General features: G+C 31.0%; 16 protein-coding genes. 11 read left to right on the plus strand and 5 right to left on the minus strand.

Features of this window, described 5'->3' with window-relative positions; translation table 11 throughout:
- Window positions 1-251 precede the first annotated feature (251 nt).
- The 5 genes from GCL57_RS01355 to GCL57_RS15160 all read left to right on the plus strand — a co-directional run bounded on the left by GCL57_RS01355 (window position 252) and on the right by GCL57_RS15160 (window position 7,624).
- Window positions 252-2,237, plus strand: coding sequence for an acyltransferase family protein (locus GCL57_RS01355; RefSeq protein ID WP_152211461.1), 1,986 nt, complete (start codon window positions 252-254; stop codon window positions 2,235-2,237).
- A gap of 287 nt (window positions 2,238-2,524) precedes the next feature.
- The gene (locus GCL57_RS01360) at window positions 2,525-4,510 is read left to right on the plus strand and encodes an acyltransferase family protein (protein WP_152211462.1); all 1,986 of its coding nucleotides are present in this window, start codon (window positions 2,525-2,527) and stop codon (window positions 4,508-4,510) included.
- 280 nt (window positions 4,511-4,790) lie between these two features.
- A complete protein-coding gene (locus GCL57_RS01365) occupies window positions 4,791-6,776 on the plus strand; it encodes an acyltransferase family protein (protein WP_161597534.1) in 1,986 nt (661 codons plus the stop codon).
- A gap of 242 nt (window positions 6,777-7,018) precedes the next feature.
- Window positions 7,019-7,129: a transposase gene (locus GCL57_RS15155; RefSeq protein WP_152211464.1), complete on the plus strand. Its 111-nt coding sequence runs from the start codon at window positions 7,019-7,021 to the stop codon at window positions 7,127-7,129.
- A gap of 261 nt (window positions 7,130-7,390) precedes the next feature.
- Entirely contained in the window at window positions 7,391-7,624 is a 234-nt protein-coding gene (locus tag GCL57_RS15160) for a transposase (RefSeq protein WP_425483321.1), read from the plus strand.
- Between the two features lie 57 nt (window positions 7,625-7,681).
- Here the strand turns inward: GCL57_RS15160 and GCL57_RS01380 are convergent, their stop codons facing one another.
- Window positions 7,682-8,191, minus strand: coding sequence for a GNAT family N-acetyltransferase (locus GCL57_RS01380; protein WP_152211465.1), 510 nt, complete (start codon window positions 8,189-8,191; stop codon window positions 7,682-7,684).
- Between the two features lie 94 nt (window positions 8,192-8,285).
- Complete coding sequence (locus GCL57_RS01385) at window positions 8,286-8,951, minus strand: HAD family hydrolase (protein WP_152211466.1); 666 nt, start codon at window positions 8,949-8,951, stop codon at window positions 8,286-8,288.
- A 104-nt stretch (window positions 8,952-9,055) separates the two neighbouring features.
- Between GCL57_RS01385 and priA the strand changes: the two genes are divergently transcribed.
- From priA to GCL57_RS01405, 4 genes are all read left to right on the plus strand, one after another.
- Window positions 9,056-11,185, plus strand: a complete 2,130-nt coding sequence (gene priA / locus GCL57_RS01390; RefSeq protein ID WP_161597535.1) for a replication restart helicase PriA — start codon at window positions 9,056-9,058, stop codon at window positions 11,183-11,185.
- A gap of 72 nt (window positions 11,186-11,257) precedes the next feature.
- Window positions 11,258-12,523: a tetratricopeptide repeat protein gene (locus GCL57_RS01395; protein ID WP_152211468.1), complete on the plus strand. Its 1,266-nt coding sequence runs from the start codon at window positions 11,258-11,260 to the stop codon at window positions 12,521-12,523.
- The gene (locus GCL57_RS01400) at window positions 12,471-13,367 is read left to right on the plus strand and encodes a hypothetical protein (RefSeq protein ID WP_152211469.1); all 897 of its coding nucleotides are present in this window, start codon (window positions 12,471-12,473) and stop codon (window positions 13,365-13,367) included. The genes GCL57_RS01395 and GCL57_RS01400 overlap by 53 nt, the downstream gene beginning before the upstream one ends.
- A 1-nt stretch (window position 13,368) precedes the next feature.
- Window positions 13,369-17,010 (plus strand): ATP-binding cassette domain-containing protein, encoded by a 3,642-nt coding sequence (locus GCL57_RS01405; protein WP_152211470.1) that lies wholly within the window; start codon window positions 13,369-13,371, stop codon window positions 17,008-17,010.
- Between the two features lie 52 nt (window positions 17,011-17,062).
- On the opposite strand, the gene GCL57_RS01410 is transcribed toward GCL57_RS01405, so the two are convergent.
- From GCL57_RS01410 to GCL57_RS01420, 3 genes are all read right to left on the minus strand, one after another.
- Window positions 17,063-18,622: a GH3 family acyl-acid amido synthetase gene (locus tag GCL57_RS01410; RefSeq protein ID WP_152211471.1), complete on the minus strand. Its 1,560-nt coding sequence runs from the start codon at window positions 18,620-18,622 to the stop codon at window positions 17,063-17,065.
- A 121-nt stretch (window positions 18,623-18,743) separates the two neighbouring features.
- Window positions 18,744-19,451, minus strand: a complete 708-nt coding sequence (locus tag GCL57_RS01415; RefSeq protein WP_152211472.1) for a YggS family pyridoxal phosphate-dependent enzyme — start codon at window positions 19,449-19,451, stop codon at window positions 18,744-18,746.
- 19 nt (window positions 19,452-19,470) lie between these two features.
- Window positions 19,471-20,082: a Maf family protein gene (locus GCL57_RS01420; protein ID WP_152211473.1), complete on the minus strand. Its 612-nt coding sequence runs from the start codon at window positions 20,080-20,082 to the stop codon at window positions 19,471-19,473.
- A gap of 115 nt (window positions 20,083-20,197) precedes the next feature.
- On the opposite strand from GCL57_RS01420, the gene GCL57_RS01425 reads away from it, so the two are divergent.
- Together GCL57_RS01425 and GCL57_RS01430 are read left to right on the plus strand one after the other, a co-directional pair.
- Window positions 20,198-23,191 carry a chemotaxis protein CheA gene (locus GCL57_RS01425; RefSeq protein WP_161597536.1) on the plus strand — a complete coding sequence of 998 codons (2,994 nt, stop codon included), beginning with the start codon at window positions 20,198-20,200 and terminating at the stop codon, window positions 23,189-23,191.
- The gene (locus tag GCL57_RS01430; protein ID WP_152211475.1) at window positions 23,172-23,780 is read left to right on the plus strand and encodes a chemotaxis protein CheW; all 609 of its coding nucleotides are present in this window, start codon (window positions 23,172-23,174) and stop codon (window positions 23,778-23,780) included. The genes GCL57_RS01425 and GCL57_RS01430 overlap by 20 nt, the downstream gene beginning before the upstream one ends.
- Window positions 23,781-23,794: the final 14 nt, after the last annotated feature.

Raw genomic sequence — 23,794 nt, forward strand, 5'->3', positions numbered from 1 at the left:
AATAATTGAAATTATAATTATTAAAAAGAGAGTAATTCCATTTTTATAAATTATTATTGATTTTAATAATTTGAAATAAATATTGAAATATTATAATTTTGTTTTGAAATACAGTTGGTTCTAAAATGAAATAAATTGATAAGAATATACAATAACCTCGCTTTAGTAATTGATTAAATACAAAAAGATTGATAGTCCTATTTTAAATAGTAATTATTAAAATTATTATTAAGATTAAAAAGGGATTATTAATGAGTCATAATATAGTTTACCGCCCAGATATAGATGGCTTGAGAGCAATAGCGGTGATTTTAGTTGTATTTTTTCATTTGTTTCCTGAAGCAAATCCAGGCGGATTTATCGGCGTCGATATATTTTTCGTTATTTCTGGATTTTTAATTTCAACTATCATATTCAAAAATTTAGACAATAAAACCTTTAGTGTTACAGATTTTTATTTTAGAAGAATAGTTCGGATATTTCCAGCGCTTATCTTAGTTTTACTTTCAACTCTTTTAATAGGATGGCTTCTCTTATTAGATGGAGAATTTAAAAATCTTGGAATGCATATAGTAGGTGGTCTTGGCTTTGTATCAAATGTAATACAATGGAAGGAAGGTTTAAATTATTTTAATTCAGACTTGAAACCACTTCTTAATCTATGGTCACTTGGTGTTGAAGAGCAATTTTATTTTGTATGGCCATTTGTTGTAATTATATGCTGGAGATTTAAAAAATATTTACTAAGAATTATTGTTTTATTATTATTTTTGTCTTTTATAGCCAATATCTTTTTTCTATTTTCATTAGAGAAAGTAAATTTTTCATATAAAATGCCTATAACGAGATTTTGGGAGATTTTATTTGGAAGTTTATTAGGATATATTACTTTATATAAAAAGAGAGATGATAGAAAAATTATAAATAATTTTAAGTCATTATTGGGTATTTTATTCATTATTTTATCACTCATTTTTATAAATAGTGATAAGTTATTCCCTGGTTTTTGGGCTCTATTACCTGTTATTGGCACTTATTTAATTATTGACTCTGGACAGAATTCTTATATCAATCGAGTGTTTTTAGCCAATCGTTATGTAGTTTATATAGGTTTGTTAAGTTATCCTATTTATCTTTGGCATTGGCCATTAATTTCTTATAATAAATTATTATTTTCAGATCATCCTCCACTTATAAGTTTAATAATAGTTTTATTTTTAACAGCATTATTGTCAATAATGACTTATCATTTTCTTGAAAAGCCAATTAAGAAAGTCAATAAAAAATTTGCGGCATACACTTTGTTGTCAGCTTCATTATTTGCCGGGTTAATTGGAATAGGAGGATACATTGGCATAATCAAACCCTATTCAGATCAATTTGGAATGACTGAGTATAGTATTGCAATGAATGATTGGAATTTTCCCACAAAAAATTTACAGGCAAGAAAGTTTTTGGATTCAGATTTTTATGAAAGTAAAGATTATAAAGAAAAAATTCTTTTTTTGGGTGATTGTAATATGGAGCAATATGCTCCAAGAATTGAAAGACTTTTAAGTGAAAATAAAAATATTGAAAAAAAATCTATATTTTTTACAAAACAAGGATGTATGCCAATTAAAAGTGTAAGGGTATTGAATAAGCCTGAATGTCATCCTTTTGTCAATAATGCTTATAAATTTTCCGAAGATCCTGAAATAAAAACAGTGGTGATTGGATCTTTATGGTTGCGTTATTTTGATGATAATAAAAAAGCGTATTATAAAAATGGTAATTTTAATGAATATTTAATTCAATCACCTCTTGCTGTTGAAAAAACTCTGCTTGAATTCCAATTAAGTATTAAAAAGTTAGTGGATTTAAAAAAATCTGTTTACGTTATACTTAATATGCCGAGAGGAGATAAGGTTGATCCTATGAAAATGATAAATCGTTCTTTAGTTGGAGAAAAGTTTAGCCTGAACTTAATGAATCTTTATAAAGATGAAATTATAAACTCAAATAATTCATTTGTAAAAAAGTTAAAAAATGTTGCAATTCAAGCGGGTGCTCAAATTATTGATCCTTTAGACTATCTCTGCGACATTAATGGAATATGTCCTAGTTTATTTCAAAATAAACCTATTTATAAAGATGAATATCATCTCCGAGCTTCTTTTGTTAGAGATAATGTGAAATACTTAGACTTTTTAATTTTGGATAATAAAACAAGTGTTAGTATGGATAAAGTTGATTAATATAATTTATTAGGGTTTTAGAAAGGAAGCGACAAGTTTCCTTGTTATCTGCAATCTTTTAGAACATACTTTTTTAAATATGGAATAATATTTTTTTAATCAATTTTTATTAATCATTTGATAAAATATTATGAATTTTTTAATATTGTATCATTTTATTTACTATATTGAAGTGTTGGTTGCGATCATAAAATATTCTTTGCAATTGATTAAATTTAAAAAACTTGTTAAGCCTGCTTCTAATAATAATTATCAAAATTATTATTAAGAGTAAAAAGGGATTATTAATGAGAAATAATATAGTTTACCGTCCGGATATAGATGGATTGAGAGCAATAGCAGTGATTTTAGTTGTCTTATTTCATTTGTTTCCTGAAGCAAATCCAGGCGGATTTATCGGTGTCGATATATTTTTCGTTATTTCAGGGTTTTTAATTTCAACTGTCATATTCAAAAATTTAGACAATAAGTCCTTTAGTGTTTCAGATTTTTATTTTAGAAGAATAGTACGGATATTTCCTGCACTTATCTTAGTTTTACTTTCAACCCTTTTAATAGGATGGCTTATTTTATTAGACGGAGAATTTAAAAATCTTGGAAAGCATATTTTAGGTGGTCTTGGCTTTGTATCAAATGTAATACAATGGAAGGAATATACAAATTATTTTGATTCAGAATTAAAACCTTTGCTTAATCTATGGTCACTTGGTGTCGAAGAGCAATTTTATTTTGTGTGGCCATTTGTTGTAATTATATGCTGGAGATTTAAAAAATATTTATTAGGAATTATTATTTTATTTTTAGCTTTATCTTTTATAGCCAATATCTTTATTCTATTTTCATTAGAGAAAGTAAACTTTTCATATATAATGCCTGTAACAAGATTTTGGGAGATTTTATTTGGAAGTTTATTAGGATATATTTCTTTATATAAAAAGAGAGATGATAGAGAAATTATAAACAATATTAAATCATTTGTAGGTATTTCGTTCATTATTTTATCACTCATTTTTATAAATAGTGATAAGTTATTCCCTGGTTTTTGGGCTCTATTGCCTGTTATTGGTACATATTTGATTATTGACTCTGGACAGAATTCTTATATCAATCGTGTGTTTTTAGCAAATCGCTATGTAGTTTATATAGGGCTGATCAGTTACCCAATTTATTTATGGCATTGGCCATTGATTTCTTATAATAAATTATTATTTTCAGATCAACCTCCATTTATGAGTTTAATAATAGTTTTAATTTTAACAGTATTATTGTCAATAATAACTTATCACTTTTTGGAAAAACCAATTAAGAAAATTAATAAAAAATTTGCGGCATATACATTGCTATCAGTTTCGTTACTTGCAGGATTGATTGGATTAGGTGGATATATAGGCATAATCAAACCCTATTCAGATCAATTTGGAATGACTGAGTATAGTATTGCAATGAATGATTGGGATTTTCCCACAAAAAATTTACAGCCAAGAAAATTTCTAGATACAGACTATTATGAAAGTAAAGATTATAAAGAAAAAATTCTTTTTTTGGGTGATTCTAATATAGAGCAATATGCTCCAAGAATTGAAAGACTTTTAATTGAAAATAAAAATATTGAAAAAAAATCTATATTTTTTACAAAAAAAGGATGTATGCCAATCAAAAATGTAATGACAGATAAAAATCCGAGGTGCCGTTCTTTTGTTAATGATGCCTATAAGTTCTCTGAAGATCCTGAGATAAAAACAGTTGTGATAGGAGCCTCGTGGATAGGTTATCTAAAAGATAAAACAAAAGCATATTATGCTGACGGAATTTTTAATGAATATTTAGCTAAATCTCCAATTGCAACTGATAAAATATTGCATGAATTCCAATTGAGTATTAAAGAATTAGTAGGACTAAAAAAATCTGTTTACGTTATACTTAACATTCCAAGAGGAGAAGAGCTTAGGCCAGTAAAAATGATTAATCGTTCTTTAGTTGGAGAAAAATTTAGTTTAAACCCTGTAAATCTTGATAAAGATGATATTATAAAATCACATGGTTCATTTTTAAAAAGGCTTAAAAATGTTGCAATTCAGGCGGGTGCTCAAATTATTGATCCTTTAGATTATCTCTGTGATAAAGATTCAATTTGTCCAAGTATATTTCAAAATAAAATAATTTATAAAGATTCTGCTCATCTCTGCGCTTCTTTTGTTAGAGATAATGTGAAGTACTTAGACTTTTTAATTTTGGATAATAAAACAAGTGTTAGTATGAATAAAGTAGAATAATACAATTTATTAAGGTTATAGAATGGAAGCGACAAGTTTCCTTGCTATCTGCAATCTTTTAGAATCTACTTTTTTAAACACAGAATAATATTAGTTTTTAATCAGTTTTTCTTAATCATTAAATAAAATATTATAAATTTTTAATATTTTATTTAATGAATTTATGTGTAGATTACGATCATAAAATAATCTTTGCAATTGATTAAATATAAAAATCTTGTTAAGCCTGCTTTTAATAGTAATTATCAAAATTATTATTATGAGTAAAAAGGGATTATTAATGAATCAAAATATAGTTTACCGCTCAGATATAGATGGCTTGAGAGCAGTCGCGGTAATTTTAGTTGTATTTTTTCACTTGTTTCCTGAAGCAAATCCAGGGGGATTTATCGGTGTCGATATTTTTTTCGTTATTTCAGGGTTTTTAATTTCAACTATCATATTCAAAAATTTAGACAATAACTCCTTTAGTATTTTAGATTTTTATTTTAGAAGAATAGTTCGGATATTTCCAGCTCTTATCTTAGTTTTACTTTCAACTTTTTTAATAGGATGGCTTCTCTTATTAGATGGAGAATTTAAAAATCTTGGAAAACATATTATAGGTGGTATTGGCTTTGTATCAAATGTAATACAATGGAGGGAAGGTTTAAATTATTTTAATTCATACTTGAAACCACTTCTTAATCTATGGTCACTTGGTGTTGAAGAGCAATTTTATTTTGTGTGGCCATTTGTTGTAATTATATGCTGGAGATTTAAAAAATATTTACTAACAATTATTATTTTATTTTTAATTTTGTCTTTTATAGTCAATATCTTTTTTCTATTTTCATTAGAGAATTTAAACTTTTCTTATAAAATGCCTGTAACGAGATTTTGGGAGATTTTATTTGGTAGTTTATTAGGATATATTTCTTTATATAAAAAGAGGGATGATAGAAAAATCATAAACAATATTAAATCATTCTTAGGTTTATCATTTATTATTTTATCACTCATTTTTATAAATAGTGGGAAGTTATTCCCTGGTTTTTGGGCTCTATTGCCTGTTATTGGCTCATATTTGATTATTGACTCTGGACAGAATTCTTATATCAATCGTGTGTTTTTAGCCAATCAATATGTGGTTTATTTAGGGCTGATCAGTTACCCAATTTATTTATGGCATTGGCCATTAATTACTTATAATAAATTATTATTTTCAGATCAACCCCCACTTGTCAGTTTAATAATAGTTTTGATTTTAACAATATTTTTGTCAATGATAACCTATCACTTCCTAGAAAAACCGATTAAGAAAGTCAATAAAAAATTTGCGGCATATACATTGCTATCAGTTTCGTTACTTGCAGGGTTGATTGGATTAAGTGGATATATAGGCATAATCAAACCTTATTCAGATCAATTTGGAATGACTGAGTATAGTATTGCAATAAATGATTGGAATTTTCCCACAAAAAATTTACAGCCAAGAAAATTTCTAGATACAGACTTTTATGAAAGTAAAGATTATAAAGAAAAAATTCTTTTTTTGGGCGATTCTAATATGGAGCAATATGCTCCAAGAATTGAAAGACTTTTAAGTGAAAATAAAAATATTGAAAAAAAATCTATATTTTTTACAAAAAATGGATGTATGCCAATCAAAAATGTAAGGGTATTGAATAAGCCTGAATGCCATCCTTTTGTCAATAATGCTTATAAATTTTCCGAAAATCCTGAAATAAAAACAGTGGTGATTGGATCTTTATGGTTAAGTTATTTTGATAATAATACAAAAGCTTATTATCAAAATGATAATTTTATTGAGTATTTATCTAAATCACCTATTGCATCTGATAAAGTATTAAATGAATTCCAATTAAGTGTTAAAAAATTGGTGGATTTAAAAAAATCTGTTTACGTTATACTTAACATTCCAAGAGGAGATGGGCTTCAGCCGAATAAAATGATTAATCGCTCTTTAGTTGGAGAAAAGTTTAGTTTAAACTCTGCAAATCTTGATAAAGATGAAATTATAAATTCATATGATTCATTTGTAAAAAGGTTAAAAAATGTTGTGATTCAAGCGGGTGCTCAAGTTATTGATCCTTTAGATTATCTCTGTGATAATGATTCAAAATGTCCAATTTCATTTGAAAATAAATTAATTTATAAAGATTCAGGTCACCTCCGTGCTTCTTTTGTTAGAGAAAATGTGAAATACTTAGACTTTTTAATTTTGGATAATAAAATGAGTGTTAGTATGGATAAAGTTGAATAATCTAATATAAGATTAAACATTTTGTAAGATTAAGAATTTTATAATTAGGGTGTGTTCTCAAATATCGGAGAACACTTGATTTTTGGCATGTTTCCCGCAAAAGTTGAATTACTACGTCTAACGAAATAGGGAAAGTTGAGGCTGATGATAACAGATGCAATATGGTCGAGGCTAGCTCCATTGCTTAAAGATTTTAAAATTTATTTTTCAATTAGAATTAGGATTTTTATGGAGTCTGTTTTTTGGAAGTTAAGAACAGGAGCCCTTGGAGAGATCTTCCAACGGAGTTTGCTTCATATTCAACAGTATTTAATAAATTTAATCAATGGTCAAAACTAGGAATTTGGCGGTAATTATTTTTAAAAATTCGAGGCGAATTAGATAATGAATGGAATTTTATTGATTCAACAATAGTTAAAGCGCATCAGCATTCTTTAAATTCAAAATGCAAAAAGGAAGAATGCATTGGTCGGGCTGTTTGTGGAAATTCAAGTAAAATACATATGATTGCAGACTCACATGGAAACCCTATAGACTTTATTTTAAGTGAAGGACAAGTTCACGATAGTAGAATGGGAAATTAACTTATCGAAGTTAGCAATGCTGAAAATTTAATTGCAGATCGTGTATATAGCAATAAAAATGTAAGAGAGAAATTAACGAATAAAAAAATTCAAGTAATTATTCCTAAAAAGAAAAATTTTATTGATAGTAAAAATGATGGTTTTGATATACATGTATACAAAATTCGTCATTTAATAGAAAATTTATTCGCTAGATTAAAACAGTTCAGAAGCATTGCGACCCGTTATGATAAAAGTAACAATAACTTTGCTTCTATGGTTTAAATGGGGTGTCGCTTCATTTGGGGGAAAATTTGAGAACATACCCTAGGTAATAAAAAATTATTTTATATTCTTCCATAAATAAAGTATTTGGATTAAATCCATTCCATCAAGTTTAAAAGGTCTTTCTTCAGTTGCTTCCGCCCCAATTCTTTTATAAAAATCAGTAAAAGGATTTTCTTTTAAAATAAGAGCTGAAGCAGAATGATAGCCTTTTGTTTTAAAATATTTGACAATTTCTTTAATTAAAAGTTGACCTCCTCCCTTTCTTCTAAATTCTTTTAAAATGTAAATACAATACACTTCACCATGGCCTGCTATGGGTGGATCCCGTTGGGGACCCGCATTGGCAAAACCAAAGACTTCGCCTTCATCTTCTAAAACCCAAGTTATTCCTTGCCCATTTGGATAATTTAACCCTAATTTTTGCCACTCTTGCTCCTTGTTTTTTTCGGATAGATTTGCAAGGTATTCTTTGGGGAGAATGCCTTTATAAGTGGTTTGCCAACTCTTTACATGAATATATGCAATACGAGGAATATCTTCTACTTTAGCACTTCGAATAATCATAAAATTTTCCTTCCTGATGTGAGCATATTTGTTTTAGTTTCATGAGCTCATGAAGTTTTGTCAATGCTTTACTAAAAATTTATTTATATTTAATTTAACAGTTCCACTTTAAAAGCGTATAATTTTTATTTAACTCTTTAGTAAAAATCGATAAATGTTTATCTTTGGGGCAAATAATATATCTTTTATTTGAGCGAACGAGCATGGGGAGATCTGCAATGTGATCGCTCCATGCACTGTGCCAAATAAAATCTTTTCCAAGTGCTTCATGTATTCTATTTATTTTTTCTTCTTGATAACAATTTTTAGAATTGAGAACCACACCTCCTGCAAAAAAAGTGAGACGTGTCCCTATGATTGTTCTAAATTGAAGTTTATGTTCTGAAAGCATGGCGCGCACCCAAGTTTGGCCCGAAGCTGTCACAATTACGATTTCAATCCCCTCATCTCTAAGTTTTTGAAATGTCTGATTTGCTTCTTTAAACCATATCTTTTGACTTTCTGATGCAATGGAGTTGCGTAAAAAACGAACAGAATTTCTTTTGCTTTTGCCAAAGGTGAGACTCCAAAGTAGAGCTGATTTTGCTTTGGTTTTATCGAGCTTTAGCAAGAAGGTGAGTAAAAGAGTGGGGCTTACAAAAAGCAAAAGAAAAATTCTCCAAGGCGCGCCCTTGAGACCTTTGCGTAAAAGTGTCAGGAAAGAGTCTTGGCTTATGAGTGTGCCATCAAAATCGAAAAAGGCATAGCGTGGTTGGTTCATATTGTCTCCAGTGGGAATGGGAAAATCTTTGTGATTGCCCAATGTGTATGAAGGAATAGTTATCCTTGTTTTGTTTCTTATGTCAAAATCGAGATTGAGAAATGATGAATTTAGAATGTGAAAATAAATTTGGAAGATTTTTAGTTGTTGCTCAGACAGGGTTGTTGTTGACTTATTCTATTCCAAATGAATTTTCTCAAATGAAAAAAGGATCATTTTGCCTACTTCCATTAAGGAAGGGAAAAATTGTTAAAAAACACGTAGGAGTTTTCATAGGTTTTTGCCTTAAACCAGAGTTTAATTGTCAAAATATTTTAAGTATTATTCCTTTTACAAGAAATCTTTCAGAAAATTTATTATTGGTATTACAATGGACTGCTGATTATTATTTATCTTCATTAGAAAAAATTATATCCCTTGTTGCCCCAAGTTTCATTTGGGATGTAGCAAAACATCAGGCCTTAGAAAAAAGAATAGCAAAATTTATTTTTAATAACTCAGAGAATAAATCTAAAGAAAATACTCACAAAATAAAGGGCGAAATTCATCTCGAAGAACGTTCAGAAATAATATTGAATGAAGAACAATCAGCCATTTATAATGAGTTATTAGAAAATTTAAACTCTACTATTGTTTTGCATGGGGTAACGGGTTCAGGAAAAACAGAGGTTTATTTAAAAATAGCGCAAAAAATAAATCAATTAAATAAGAATGTCCTCATGCTTGTGCCTGAAATTGTCTTAACTCCTCAAATGAGCGCAAGATTTCGCTCAGTATTTAAAGGAGACTTAGCTATACTTCACTCGGGTTTAACAAAGGTTGAATATGAGAGAGAGTGGTTTCGTATTCAGAATGGTCAAGCAAAAATTGTCTTAGGTGTGCGCACAGCTGTTTTTTGTTCTCTTGAAAATATTGGACTTATCATTGTAGATGAAGAGCATGATGGGAGCTATAAATCTCATGACTTTCCTGTTTATCATGCTCGTGATGTTGCTGTGGTTAGAGCTAAAAAAGAAAATGCTATGTGTCTTTTAGGATCTGCAACACCTTCTATAGAGAGTATGTACAACGTTAAAAATTTAAAATATAAATATCTTAGTATTAAAAATAAATTCTCAGGAAGTCGAGTTGATAGTTTAATTATTGATAGCAAAAAAAATTTATTTTTAAATTATTCACAAAAAAAATTAAATTATACAACTCGTTCAACTCAAATTTCCTTTCAAGAAAATGCAATTTCACAAGCTGTTTGTGACTTTATTAAAGAAAATAAAGAGCAAGGTGAGCAAAGTATTGTTATTATAAATCGTAGAGGTTATGTGAATTTTGCGATCTGTGCACAGTGTTCCACTCCTTTAAGTTGTCCGCACTGTTCTGTTACGACAACGTTACATAATAGTGGGAATCTTGAAATTTGTCATTATTGCGATTTTAAAATTCAACGCAGAAAATCCTGTGCAAGTTGTCACAGCACTCATTTTCTGGATCATGGTATAGGCACACAAAATATAGAAGAAAGACTCACGCAGCTTATTCCAGACTTAAAAATTGCCCGTCTTGATCGGGATGTGATGACGAGTAATAGCAGAATTACTGAAATTATTGATGATTTTAGAGTTGGTAAAACGGACTGTCTTGTAGGGACTCAAATGCTTGCGAAGGGGCATGACTTTCCTAAAGTAACGTTGGTTGTTATTTTGCATGTTGAGGATGCTCTTTTCCTTCCAGATTATAGAGCAGCTGAGAGGACATTTCAGTTGTTAACCCAAGCAATGGGGCGAGCAGGACGAGGAAATAAATCAGGCAAAGTCGTATTGCAGTCGCTTGTTTTAGGCCATCCTGTGATCGAAATGTCTCTTAATCACGATCTAGAGGCTTTTTGGCAGCGCGAATTACAAATGCGTCGTCTTGGCTTTCATCCTCCCTATTCGAGGCAAATACTATGTGAATTTCGCCATAAAAATAAGGATAATGCTTTTTATTTAGCTAATAAACTTAAAGCTTTTCTTGTTAAATTTTGGCAGGAAAATAAATATACTGAAAATGAAGTGCGTTTGTCTGGACCCTATTTAGCAGCACTAGAAAAATTGAAAGATGAATATCGAGTGCAACTCTGTTTGAGCTCTGTTAAAAATCTTCACCCTGCTCGTTTATTTCCGGAAGAGGTGTTTTCAGATAAAGAGCTTTCTCGCCAAGTTTTACGTCTTGATGTGGATCCCTACTCTTTCCTCTAGAGTTTTTTTAATCTTTTCCGATACGTTCTATGCTCTAAGGATAGGTAATAATTTGGTTTTTTGGAGTGAAAAATGGCTGATGCGAACACAAATACAGGGGGAGGAAAAATTTGTGTTCTTATTGTCGAAGAAAAAGCCGATTTGCGTACTTTTTTTATGGGTATCTTAACAAAAAGCGGTAATTTTGATGTAAAAAATGCAGCTACTGCAAAAGAAGCTCTTGATATTTTAGCAAAAGAATCAAATGCGATTCATGTAGTTGTGTTTGATTGGTCAATGGTAGATGTTTCAGGTTCCGTTTTTGTACAAAAACTAAGAAGAGATCCTCTATATGATCATATTGAATTTGTTGTGTGCTCACAAGCTTTAAGTCAGGATGATTCATTTTTAATGGTTGAAGTTGATGTTCATTACAGTATTATAAAACCAGTCAATGCGAACGATTATTTAAAAACAATGGAACTTGTAAGATCAAAATATAATAAAAATAAGCCTATAAACTCAAAATTAAAAGAGTTAAGTCATCTAATAAGCGAAGAAAAAATACAAGAATGCGATGAATTATTAAAAACTCCAGGAATTGAAGATGAAATAAGCAAAAATCCTCGTTTTGTTTATTTAGGCGGGGAAATAAGAATTTTAAAAAAGCAGTATGGTGAAGCGGTTGAGTTTTTAAAAAATTTCTTTAAAAATAAGCAGGAAAATCCTGCTGAAGATAATTTAAAATCATTAAGTACTTTGGGCAAAGCACTTTGTTTGGTGGGTCGTTTTGACGAAGCATTGATTATCTTTCAGAAATTAGAAGATAAAAGTCCAAAAAATTTAAGTCATAAGGTTATGGTGGGTGACGCTCTTTTGGGACTCGATAATATTGATGGAGCTGAAGAAAAATATGGAGAAGTTTTGGAAAATGATTCTACAAATAAAGATGCATTGATTGGCATGACAAAATCAAATTCAGTTAATGGAAATTATGAGCAAGCAAAATCTTTTTTTGAAAAAATTGAAGGTAATTTTGAGAGCCGCACTCTTGCTAGTTTTTATAACAATAAAGGTGTTGCTTTGGTTCGGAGTGGAAAAGTCAAGGAAGCTATTTTATTCTATGAAAATGCTTTGCAATTATTTGATAAATTTAAAGGACATGTTTATTTTAATCTTGGGATGGCTTATTATCGTGATGGTAATATTGCCAGTGCATTAAGTTGTTTTCAGGCTGCATTGGCAACAGATGAACTAGATTTACTTGCAGAAAAGAAAATTTTAAAAGAATTTCAGGATAAAGGCATTGAAAAATTCACAGCAGATTATAAAGACAGAATGGCAAAGAAAAAAAGATAAATATTTAATCGCAAGTATTCTTTTTGTTGTTACTTCAATTAGTATAACTTGGTTTATTCAATTTTTATTTAATGCTATTTTTGCAAAAAATTATTTAATATTAGCAAAATTTTTAATTATTTCTTGGATACCTTTTTTAATAAGTATTTCAATATGTGTAGCATTTAAATTACCGATGAATGTATTTATAATTTTACCACAAAAAAGTAAAAAAGTAATGTGGAGCTTACTCATTCCATCCCTTGTGGCCTCCATTGCTCTCTATTTAAGCCAATACATGCTTACTTTGAGCATTGAAGAACCAAGTTTAGCAATGGCAATGGCTGGTGATCATGTAGCTTCTGCTTTATTTCTCCTTTTTTCGAGTTGGTTTCCTGTCGTGATCTTTTGTTTTATGATTTCGGTTGGAATCGAAATTGCATTGAGAGGCTTTTTTATTGAAGTGTGTAAACGCGCCTCAATACCACTCCCTTGGTTTATCGCTGGGCTAGTTCAATTTCTTATTTTGTTACCTTTTTTGTGGTTTGGTTATATAGGGGGAGGACCCCAAAATATTAGATATATAATTTGTTGGTTTTTTCTACAAATTTCATTATCTGCTTTTTATTTTTGGCTTTCTCTTTCTGAAGATAAAACTAATTTGCAAATAAATAAAGCAAATAGATCTCTTATCTCCGTATTGCTTGCAGCTTCAACACAAAATATAGTCTATTATGTTATTGCATCTCATTTTGTTATAGAATCTGGTTATTGGTGGATGTCTGGTCCTGCAAATGTAATAGCTGTTGTGTTATACTTTCTTATTACTATTTTTTTGCTAACAACGAAAAGGTTGAAATACTGATATGTCTGGATTTCATAAAAAAAACTCTTGGTTTGTAATAGTAAAAGATTTTATTTTTTCAAAAAATTTAGATTCGCCTGAAGTTTTATTTAGAAAAATAGAAAACGATAAAAAAACTTTATGGTGGTTATTTTTTTATTCTTATAGAAGACAAATTTTATTTCTTTCAATTTTACAAATTTTATTTCTTTCTTTTATTTTGTGTTTTCCTTTAGCAATTGATTTCTATTTGAAATTCTTTTTAAGATCCACTTCTCCAATTGTACAGGCTCGATTGTTTTCTGCTTCACTCTATTTGCTTTCGTTTGTTATATTATTTATTTTTATTATATACTTTAAAAATAAATATTTATTAAACTGGGTTAGAACTATTAAATATCATTCTTGGTATATAATGGCTAAGCTATGTCAGGAGTCGCAGAAAAATAGTAATCATTTTCTTTATAAAAATTTTACTGAAGAGAATGAACAAAAAATTATTGATAAATGTATAGAATTTCCTAAAATATTAACAAATTTATTTTCTTTTCCGGCTTTGATTATTTCTTATTATTTTATTTATAAAACAATGGGACAATCCTTTTTTATTCCGTTGTTTTTGTTGTTGATCGTTTTTATTTTTCAATTTAAAAACGAATTTTTTCTTACAAAAAAATTTCAAAAAATATATGCTCTTTCTCAATTTAGAAGTCAACTTCTAAAAAAAATATTTACTTTTGGAAATCGAGTCCGTTATTTAGCAATGGAATCTTTTTTTCTTAGAAAAATAAATTTATCGCAAGATTATGCTCATAAAATCACAAAAAATATCCTAAATAATATCGCATTGTCTCGGGTTATTATTTATACTTCTGGTTTTATAATATTAATTCCAAGTGTAGTGGCTTTTGTCGTCATTAATAAAAATGCATCCATTGCAAGCCTAACAGAGCTTGTTATTCTTTTTATATTAGTTGCTCATTTTTACTCAAACATTATTTATCTTTTCTCGAAAAGTAAGACATGGAAGACAAATTATAACCAATTTAAGTCTCATATTAGTCTTGCAAAACAAGCTCAAGTAAAAAATGTTTCAAATCAAGAGGAGTGGAGTGAAGAGTTTAGTAATATTTTAATTAATACAAAAAGTAAAACACACTCTGCAGCTCAACTTATTTTTAACAAAGCCTCTTTCTTTTCTTCGAGCGGATTGTGTCTTTATAATTTATCTTTTGAGACTAAACCTGGAATGCTCATTGCAGTTGTTGGCCAATCTGGTTCAGGTAAGTCTGATCTGCTCAGTGCCTGTGCTGGTGAGCTTAATTTGGTGAGTGGAGAAGCAATTTTTTCAAATAATTTTGAAATTATATCAAGGAACTTTCAATTATTTGAGGGCACTCTTAGAGAAAATATTATTTTAAATCGTGAGTTTGATGGTCGACGTTATATTGAAACAATTCGTTCCTGTGCACTTGAAGAAGAAATGAACGCACTTGTGGATGGGGATGAAACGACAGTTGAACTTTTAAATGAAAAATTTTCGGTGAATTTTGTAAAAAAAGTTTGTCTAGCTCGTACTATTTATGGAAAAGCAGATTATTACTTTTTTGATAAACCCTTTCACGAACTCTCCAAGGAAGATGCTTCACATATTTTCAATGAAGCTTTGCAAAAACAGCTTTCTTCTTCTATCCGTATTTTTGCAACTGAAAAACTCGAATTTGCTTCATTGTGTCATCATATTTTAGTTATGAAAGACGGTTTAATTGTTGAGCAAGGCTCACATAAGACACTCGTAGAACGTTCAGGTACTTATGCTCGACTTTATTATTCTAGTGCAGATTCCAGAAGGTTTGAATTTTCTCAAAATTATCAAGGTAAAAGATTACAAAATACCATTTCTCCTTTAATTGACACTGCAGTTGAAGACAATCGATCCCGTGAAGGTCATATAGGCGAAAATAAATATTTTCGCTCTATTTTCGATTCCTTAAAATATTTTATTAAATTTTATTTTAAAGATAGAAGAGCTTTACCAAGTTTTGGGTTAGCGCTTTTGTCCCAATTATTTCTATGCACTGCTTTTTTTGTATTGTTTTCAGAATACTTTCAAGAAAGATTAACTCATATTTGGCAGGTTTCCTTATTTTGTTCTTTTTCTTTGCTTGCTTTAACAAGTTTTTTCTATTTTCATTTCAAGAATGCAACTATAAATATGATATTAGGTTCATCACTCGAAAAGAAAGTATATGATGTTTTAATTAAAGATCACAAACATGATTTAGCTTATACAGCACATTATCTTGAAGAGTTTTCTCAAGTCAAAGAAAAGCTTTTTGCAAATTTTACATCTTTATTAGTTCGTAGCTCATTTTTTATCGCAGGTTGTTTTTTGCTTTCAATTACAAATTTATCTGCTCTTTTTCTTGTCATAGCTATGATTGCTTTTATCTCAGTCTTTATTCTTTTTTATAAAGCGAAGTTTTTTCATGCTCAAGTAAAAATAAAATCAGAATTTTCTTTGCTTTTTAAATCATCAAAAAATTACTTTGAACTCTTCACGCAAGCACATTCTTTTTCTCTGCGAAACTTTGTTTTAAGAAAGTTAAAAGAAAAAATAGAAATTTCACAAAAAATTTCAGCTGAAAAAGACAAAATTATTTCTCTTTTCATTCAATTTGTCTCAATTTTCTTTTGTATTTTAATTGCGATTTCATTAGCATATTTTGTTGCTTATTATGATACTGTTTCTGCTGGAAGTGTTACACTATCTGTTATTGCAACTATTTTCTTTTTTCAGGCTATTTTTAATATTTCAACTGAATTAAATTCATTCATGCTTTGTTTACCACATTTTGAAAACTTAATGCGTACTTCACTTTTGCATGAAGCCAATGAAGATTTACATTATTCAACTTCTGAATATTGGCCTCAAAAAGGATCTCTTCGTATTATGTCATTGACAACTCAAGGGACTGAAGAATTTCCAAAATATTTGAGAAATTTAGATCTTTTTATTGCCCATGGCAAACGCTTTGCAATTGTTGAAGAGTCAGATACGAATAAAATATCTCCGTTCTTTGCTTCACTCTTACTATTTGTGCCTTTTCAATCTGGAACAGTTTTTTTAGATGATGAAGATATTCTTAGAATAAATCCTATAGAATTAAGAAATCGTTTTGCTTATATTTCTCTAAATTCATTTTTTCCATTTTTAAGCGTACGGGAAAATCTTGATCCATTCGAATATTTTGATGATTCAGAAATTTGGACGGTATTAAATAGAGTGGGCATTGCGCAACCAGTTGCAATATTACGCAATGGTTTAAACTCAAAAATAGAAGAGTTTCCCAATCAGTTTATTTGGTCAGGAGAACTTATACTTTTATCTTTTGCAAAAGCATTGCTGCATGCAAATAAAGTATTATTACTGGATAACTTATCTATTCCAGAAGAAATTGAATTGCGAATAATTGATTTAATTGAGCGCGAGTTTCTAGATGCCACTATTTTGATTTCAACTGATTCAAAATCGCCATTATTGCAATTATGTCCTGATATTATTCGGATTGATAATGGAGAAATGGTAAGAATTTCAGTTGATAAAAACAGTTATCATATTCCTATTCCATATGAAGAAATTGAAAATACAAGGCAGCATTAAATAGTTATTTTTAAGAATTGATTTTGTGTTAAATTTCTTACAATTTAATTATTTAAAATATATTTTCTAAATATTTTTCTAGATTCGGAATTTTTTCTTTCCAAAATGCATCAAAATCGTTTTTATTAGCAAATGCATTTTTCATTTTGAATTGCCCTTGGCCACTTCCTTGCAAAAAATATTGCTTAGTTAAAAATGCAGGAACAATTCGAACGGAAGGAGATTGTATGGCCCCACTCTCAAGTCTTTTATTCTTATAATTTTGTGAAGCTTCCATCATTAACTCATCTAACAAATTTTGCAATTGAACATGTGTTATATTTTTTAAATTATCGGAGCAGAGAATCCATTCATAGCGGGGTTTTTGATCAAATATTTTTGGATATACAAAGAAATGATCAATGACGCGGTTTAATTTATTTTGTAAATTGGATATGACCTGTAATATAGAATTTTGTGAAACTTTTTCAGATGCAATATTGAGCACAGCATCTTTTCTACCAAGTACTTTAAAAGTTAAGTTTGGCTTAACATGAATGACCTTAATTGTGTCTTTCATAGAGTACTGTATGAGACCACACAGATTGGATATATTCACATTGTATTCGCCACCCTCCTGTAATTCATTTAATGCTAAAGGCGTTGAATTTGGATGATCGGCGTTGATAAAAGAAAAGACAACGTGTTCTGGAGTAGGAATAAAAGTATGACTGCCGTCTGAAAGTTCTGGAAACTCGTAGCCCATGGGGCCTTCTGTAGCAGCATATGCTCCCACGCAGGTCACTTTGTCACCGATTGCTGTAAATAAAGCTTGCTCGTAATTTTCTATTGGCGTACCCGAATATCCAATGGCGCTTAAATTAGGCCAAATTTCCTTCAACGTCTGCTTTCCGCTGATATTTAAAATATCATGAACGAGATTCAGGATATGACAAGGGAGCCCAAAAATAATCTGTACATCTTTATTTTTTGTTTCATTATAAATTTGTAAAGAACGTTCACTATAATCGTCGATCATAAACGTCTTTGCAGATGGAAATCTTCCTTTTTTTAATTCTTCAGGTGGACTGATTCCAATAATCCCACTTAAATATCCTTGTGGAATGTCATCGATATTTCTTAAAAAAGGTTTTGCTCCCAAAGAAATATTTATTGAACTCATTGAAATTTTAGAAGAGCATCTTGACATAATGGAAATGAGTTCAAGTTGAAATGTTTTAAATATATCTAGCATTTCTTTACTGCAAGGAATTATTTTACTTGTTCCTGTAGTCGCAGAAGATGTTAAATAGCATTCAGGACGTCCTCTAAACATTTGTCCAAAATTTCCTTCAATTGTTTTTTTTATATATGGCTCAAAAAAATTGAACTCATGTATTGGTATTTTTTTTATAAATTCACTTACGTTACTTATTTTCTCTAATTTAAATTCTTTACTAATTTCAGTATCTGCAATTTGTGATTTAATTCTTTCAAATGCTATTTGTTGAGAATGCATAGGATTTTGTATAATATGAGAAAGTTTTTGTCTGATGGCATTGATTTTTTCGCATTCTGATTTATAATCTAATAAACTATTATTGATATTATAATTATTTTGTAAATAATTCAAAATAATCTCCTTTTTTTAAGATGTACGAATGTCAAAAACTTTTCTTATTAAATTTTAATACCAGAAATTTTAAAAAATTAAAATAATAAAAAGGCATTATTAAGGTGAGATTAAAAATGAATTACTTTTTTTTTCCAAATATCGCTGTACCAATACGAAGAAGTGTGCTGCCATGCTCAATGGCTATTTCATAATCAGAACTCATACCTAAAGATAAGATATATTTTTCTTTGGAATTATCTGCACAGGATTGCCAAAGACTTTCAGAATTTTTTGCAAATACTTCATATGATTTTCTTAAATAATCTTTGTTGGTTTCTTCAGGACCAATTCCCATAAAGCCGGCAAATTTCATTTTTTTTGATTGAACAATATACGAACAAAGTTCCTTTGCATTTTCAAAAGAAATGCCTGATTTATTTTTATCATTTTTATCTATTTGGAGTTGAACAAGGGCTTTGATTTTTAAATTAGAATCAATATTCGATTTTTTTTCGATTTCTTTAGCTAAATTTAATTTATCTATTGAATGAATACAGTGAATATTTGAATTGATATATTTTGCTTTATTCGATTGAATATGTCCAATAAGATGCCATTTTATGTTTGGTAAATTATTGAGTGCAGTATGTTTTTTCTGCCATTCTTGAATATAGTTTTCCCCAAAGTTTTCAATTCCGCATTCATATGCTGCCTTTATGCTCTCAGTTGTGTGGTATTTACTAACAGCAATAAGATTTATTTCTTTCGAATCCCTTTGGTATTTTTTTGCAAAAAAATTAATTTGATCTTGAATTTCACTAATATTTTTTTTGATCTTGTTTTCCATTTTAAACTCTTTTTTATTATTATGCTTCTTTTTGTGTGTATGTTTCTATACCGGCATAATTTTTAAGATCGAGAAGCACTTGACTCAATGGAAGTCCCATAACATTTGTATAACTCCCTTCTATTTTTTCAATAAAACCCATAGCACGACCTTGAATGCCATAGGATCCTGCTTTATCAAAGGGTTCACCTGTTTTAATATAAGCATCAATTTCTCTGTCGCTTAGTTTTCTGAAAGTCACAGATGTCTCTATGACTCGGGCTATTATTTCTTTTTTATTTTGAAATAAAGAATATCCGCTTAAAACAAGGTGTGTGTTTCCAGAAAGTGATTGCAACATTTTTTTTGCATGCTCTGGATTTTGTGGTTTTTCAAGAATTTTATCATCGTTTGTAACAACAATTGTATCTGCACTTAATACAAATTCTTGACTTAAAGTTTTTTCGCATATTGCGATTGCTTTTTCTCGTGCATTACGTTGTACATAAGCGTGTCCCCCTTCATTTTCTAAAGGCTTTTCCTCTATATCTGCAATGACAATATAAAATGGAATTCCACTTGCTTGTAACATTTCTTTGCGACGTGGCGAGGCACTTGCTAGAATTATTTGTTCACTTTTTTTCTTTGTCATAATTTACCGCCAAATCCCTAACTCTAAAAAATGCATATACATATAATGCGTTTAAAATACGAATATATGGCATAAAACGAATATGCCCAAATATGGTATACATACGGGGGCCAATGTGTTCTACGGCAACAAGACTGTTTTTATCCAAGCACCTGACGATGCATCTTCAGATAATGGACTTGCAGAAGAATTAAAGAACGAAGCAACAGAGCTCGTAGAGCGCTTAGCAGTACTTTGTCAAGGCTTTCAAGAGCATCTTATTGCTAATGAAGAAGTTCCCTTAGAAGAAAGCCAAGAACTTTTTAGAACATTGCACACTCTAAAAGGTCTTTCGCAAATGGCAAACCTAAATGAAATGGTTGCCACTGCCCATGCTGTAGAAGATTATATCGAACTTGTTCGTTCAGAAAAAGTAAAGCTTGTAAAAGAAATTATTGAACTTGTGTCTGACGCGCAAAATGTCTTTGAGCAAGTTTTTAAATCATTTCCTAAGCCCATTGACCCTGATGTTTTAATGGAAGCTGAAAGGGTTGCAAGGGAGTTTCATCATAAATTTGAAGAAGTTAAAAATGGGGGAGCTCCGTCTGCACCAGCTGCTGTTCCTGCTCTAGCGGATGCGCCTCCAGCCGCTGCTCCAGCAGAAGGTGATACTCTTGCCTTAACACCTGAAGAAAATGCTGCGTTTGAAAAATTTAAAACCCGTGTAGAGGGTTTATTTTCAGTTGTTTTAGCTGCAGATGTTTATAAAAATCTTGATGAAATTAGGGCAGGAAAACACGTTGATAATATCTCGCGTGTTGGTGATTCCATTTTAATAAAGCATTCTGCTCAAGGTTCATTGATTATTTTTGTAGCAGATTTGGATGAGGGTACATTAAAAGGAGTTGTCGAAGCCGAAGTTAAAAAGCTTGCAAAAGAACCTAATTGTTTAAGTATTTTGGGAGCCCCTTGGAACACTCTTGTTTTTTCAGGAGGGGGGGCTCCTGCCCCAGCTGCAGTGGCTTCAGCAAGTTCAGCCGCGGGAGCTTCTCCGCCAGCCGCTGCTTCCGCTCCTGCGGCAGGGGGGCATGGAGGAGAGGATGATGAAGGCCCTGAAGATTTTGACACGAAAAATTTGTCAGGTGCAAATGCAGTTGATGTTCCTGATCTTGACCCAGAAATGTTACAAGATTTCCTTTCAAATGCAGATGATCTTCTTGAGAATTTAAGCCAAGCAATGCTTGATCTGGAAGGCAATCCAGAAAGTAAAGAATCAGTAGAAAATATATTTAGAAATGCTCATACAATTAAGGGAACCTCAGGAATGTTTGGTTTCCGTGCAATTGAAAAGGTGACTCATAAAATGGAGAACCTTTTTGATAGCATTCGCAAGGGAAATCTTAAAGTAACACCTGCATTGATGGATGGACTTTTCTTTGGACTTGATCGCATTCGTAGTATGTTTGAAGCGGTAAAAGCAAATAAATCATCCGAACAACCGATTAATGATGCTCTAGAAAAAATTCGTTTGGCTGTTTCAAAAGTAGGTGCAGGCGCGGCACCCGCAGCAGCTGCTGCGGCAACACCCCCACCCGCCGCTGCTCCGCCTGCTGCAGCCGCTTCTCCTTCTCCTGTAGCTGCACCCGTCGCCGCTCCACCAGTTGCCGTTCCAGCTCCTGCGGCGGCTAAGCCTGCAGGAGAGAAGAAAAAAGCAGAAGAAAAAAAAGGTGAGGCTAGCGAAGCAGGCGGTACGATTCGTGTCGACTTAAAAAGGCTCGACAGTCTTGTTAATTTAGTGGGTGAACTTGTAATTGATAGAACCCGTTTCGCCAGAATAGAAGAAGAATTAAGAGGAAATGGAAATAGTGAGCTCGGTCATTCCATGAGTGAAAGTGTTTTGCTGTTCGGTCGTCATATGAATGAAGTGCAAAGCATTATAATGAAAATTCGAATGGTACCTGTGGGGAATGCATTTTATAAATTTACTCGAGTTGTACGTGATTTATGTAGACAAATTGGTAAAGAAATAGATCTGCATATTATTGGTGGTGAAACCGAGCTCGACAAAACGCTTGTGGAAGAAATTGGTGATCCATTGGTGCACTTAATACGTAATAGTGTGGATCACGGCGTTGAATTACCGGATGATCGTGAAAAGATCGGAAAATCAAGAAAAGGAAATATTCATTTAAAAGCCAGTCAAGATGGTAATATGATTGTTATTACCATTCAAGATGATGGCAAAGGTTTGCAAGTTGAAAAATTAAGAAGCAAAGCCGTTGAGAGAGGGCTCATTAAAGAAACAGATCATCTTACAAATAAAGAAACGTTCAATTTAATTTTTGAGCCAGGATTTTCTACAGCCGAAAAAATTACAAATATTTCCGGTCGTGGCGTGGGTATGGATGTTGTAAAAAAGAGTATCGTTAAATTAAAAGGAATAATTGAGCTTGATAGTGAAATCGGTAAAGGAACAACTACAACAATAAAGCTTCCATTAACTCTAGCAATTATTCCAAGCCTTATGGTTGAAACACGAGGAGAAAGTTATGCTATACCACTCGTAAATGTGATTGAAAGTATTCGTATTAGACCGGAAGATGTACAAAAAATGGGAACAGCTGATTTTGTTAAGTTAAGAGATCGTGTGCTGCCATTATTACGATTAACAGATGTTTTTGAACTTCAAATGATGGCTGAGTTACTTTGGTACTCTGTTTCTGATATTCAAAGAATTAAACATCATGATGAAGAAGAAGTAAAACCAGAAAAAGACAATGCAGGAAATCCTGTGGAAAAAAGTGAAAAGAAAGTTGAAAATGCACCACCGAAAACACCTTCACTGCCAAATTCTACATCATTTCGAGCGCGCCATACAAAGCCACGCATCATTTTTGTTGTTGTAGGAGTTGGAGAAAAAAGAGTGGGGGTCATTGTAGATCAATTGCAAGGGCAACAGGAAATTGTAATTAAATCATTGGGACAATTGATGGGAAAAAGAAGGGGTGTCGCAGGAGGATGTGTTTTAGGCAACGGGCGTGTTGCATTGGTTCTTGATGTTGGAGAAATAATAGACGATTTTTCACAAACAAAAATGGGGTACTCAAATCGTGCTGCATTATCGAATTAAAAATATTCATGCATCAGGAGGAGATGCGTCACAAGTTCAGTTACCTTATCAAGATGACACATCCAATAATCATTATATAAATGATGTAACCGATGAAGGCGCAATTCAAACTCCAGGCATTCAACACATCGGATTTAAATTACACACCGAAGAGTTTTTACTCCCTATGTCGCTTGTGCGTGAAATCATAATGCTCACAACAATTACGTTTGTTCCAAAGGCGACTTTCTTAGTCGAAGGAATAATTGCATTGCGTGGTGAAATTATGCCTGTATTAAACTTAAGAAGATTTCTTAAGTTTGAAAGAGGGAAGGCAGCATCAACCACTCGAGTGATCATATTGCAATGTGATTATGGAGGTTTTGGAGTTATAGTAGATGACATAACCGAATTTGTGCGATTGCAACAAACTGAGGTTGAGTCCATTCCACAAAACTTTTTCCCAGCTGAATATAAAATTTTAGCAGGTGTTTCTAGGGTTGGAGAACGTATTCGTGGTATCATAGATTTAAATAAAGTTGTAGATGAAATGACCTCTGATTTACAGAAGGAACAAGAGGATGAAGAGACTTCTTCACCTGAGCATTAGTATATTTATTTGCT

The organism is Fluviispira multicolorata (assembly GCF_009208585.1).
In the GTDB taxonomy this organism is placed as follows: Bacteria; Bdellovibrionota_B; Oligoflexia; order Silvanigrellales; family Silvanigrellaceae; genus Silvanigrella; species Silvanigrella multicolorata.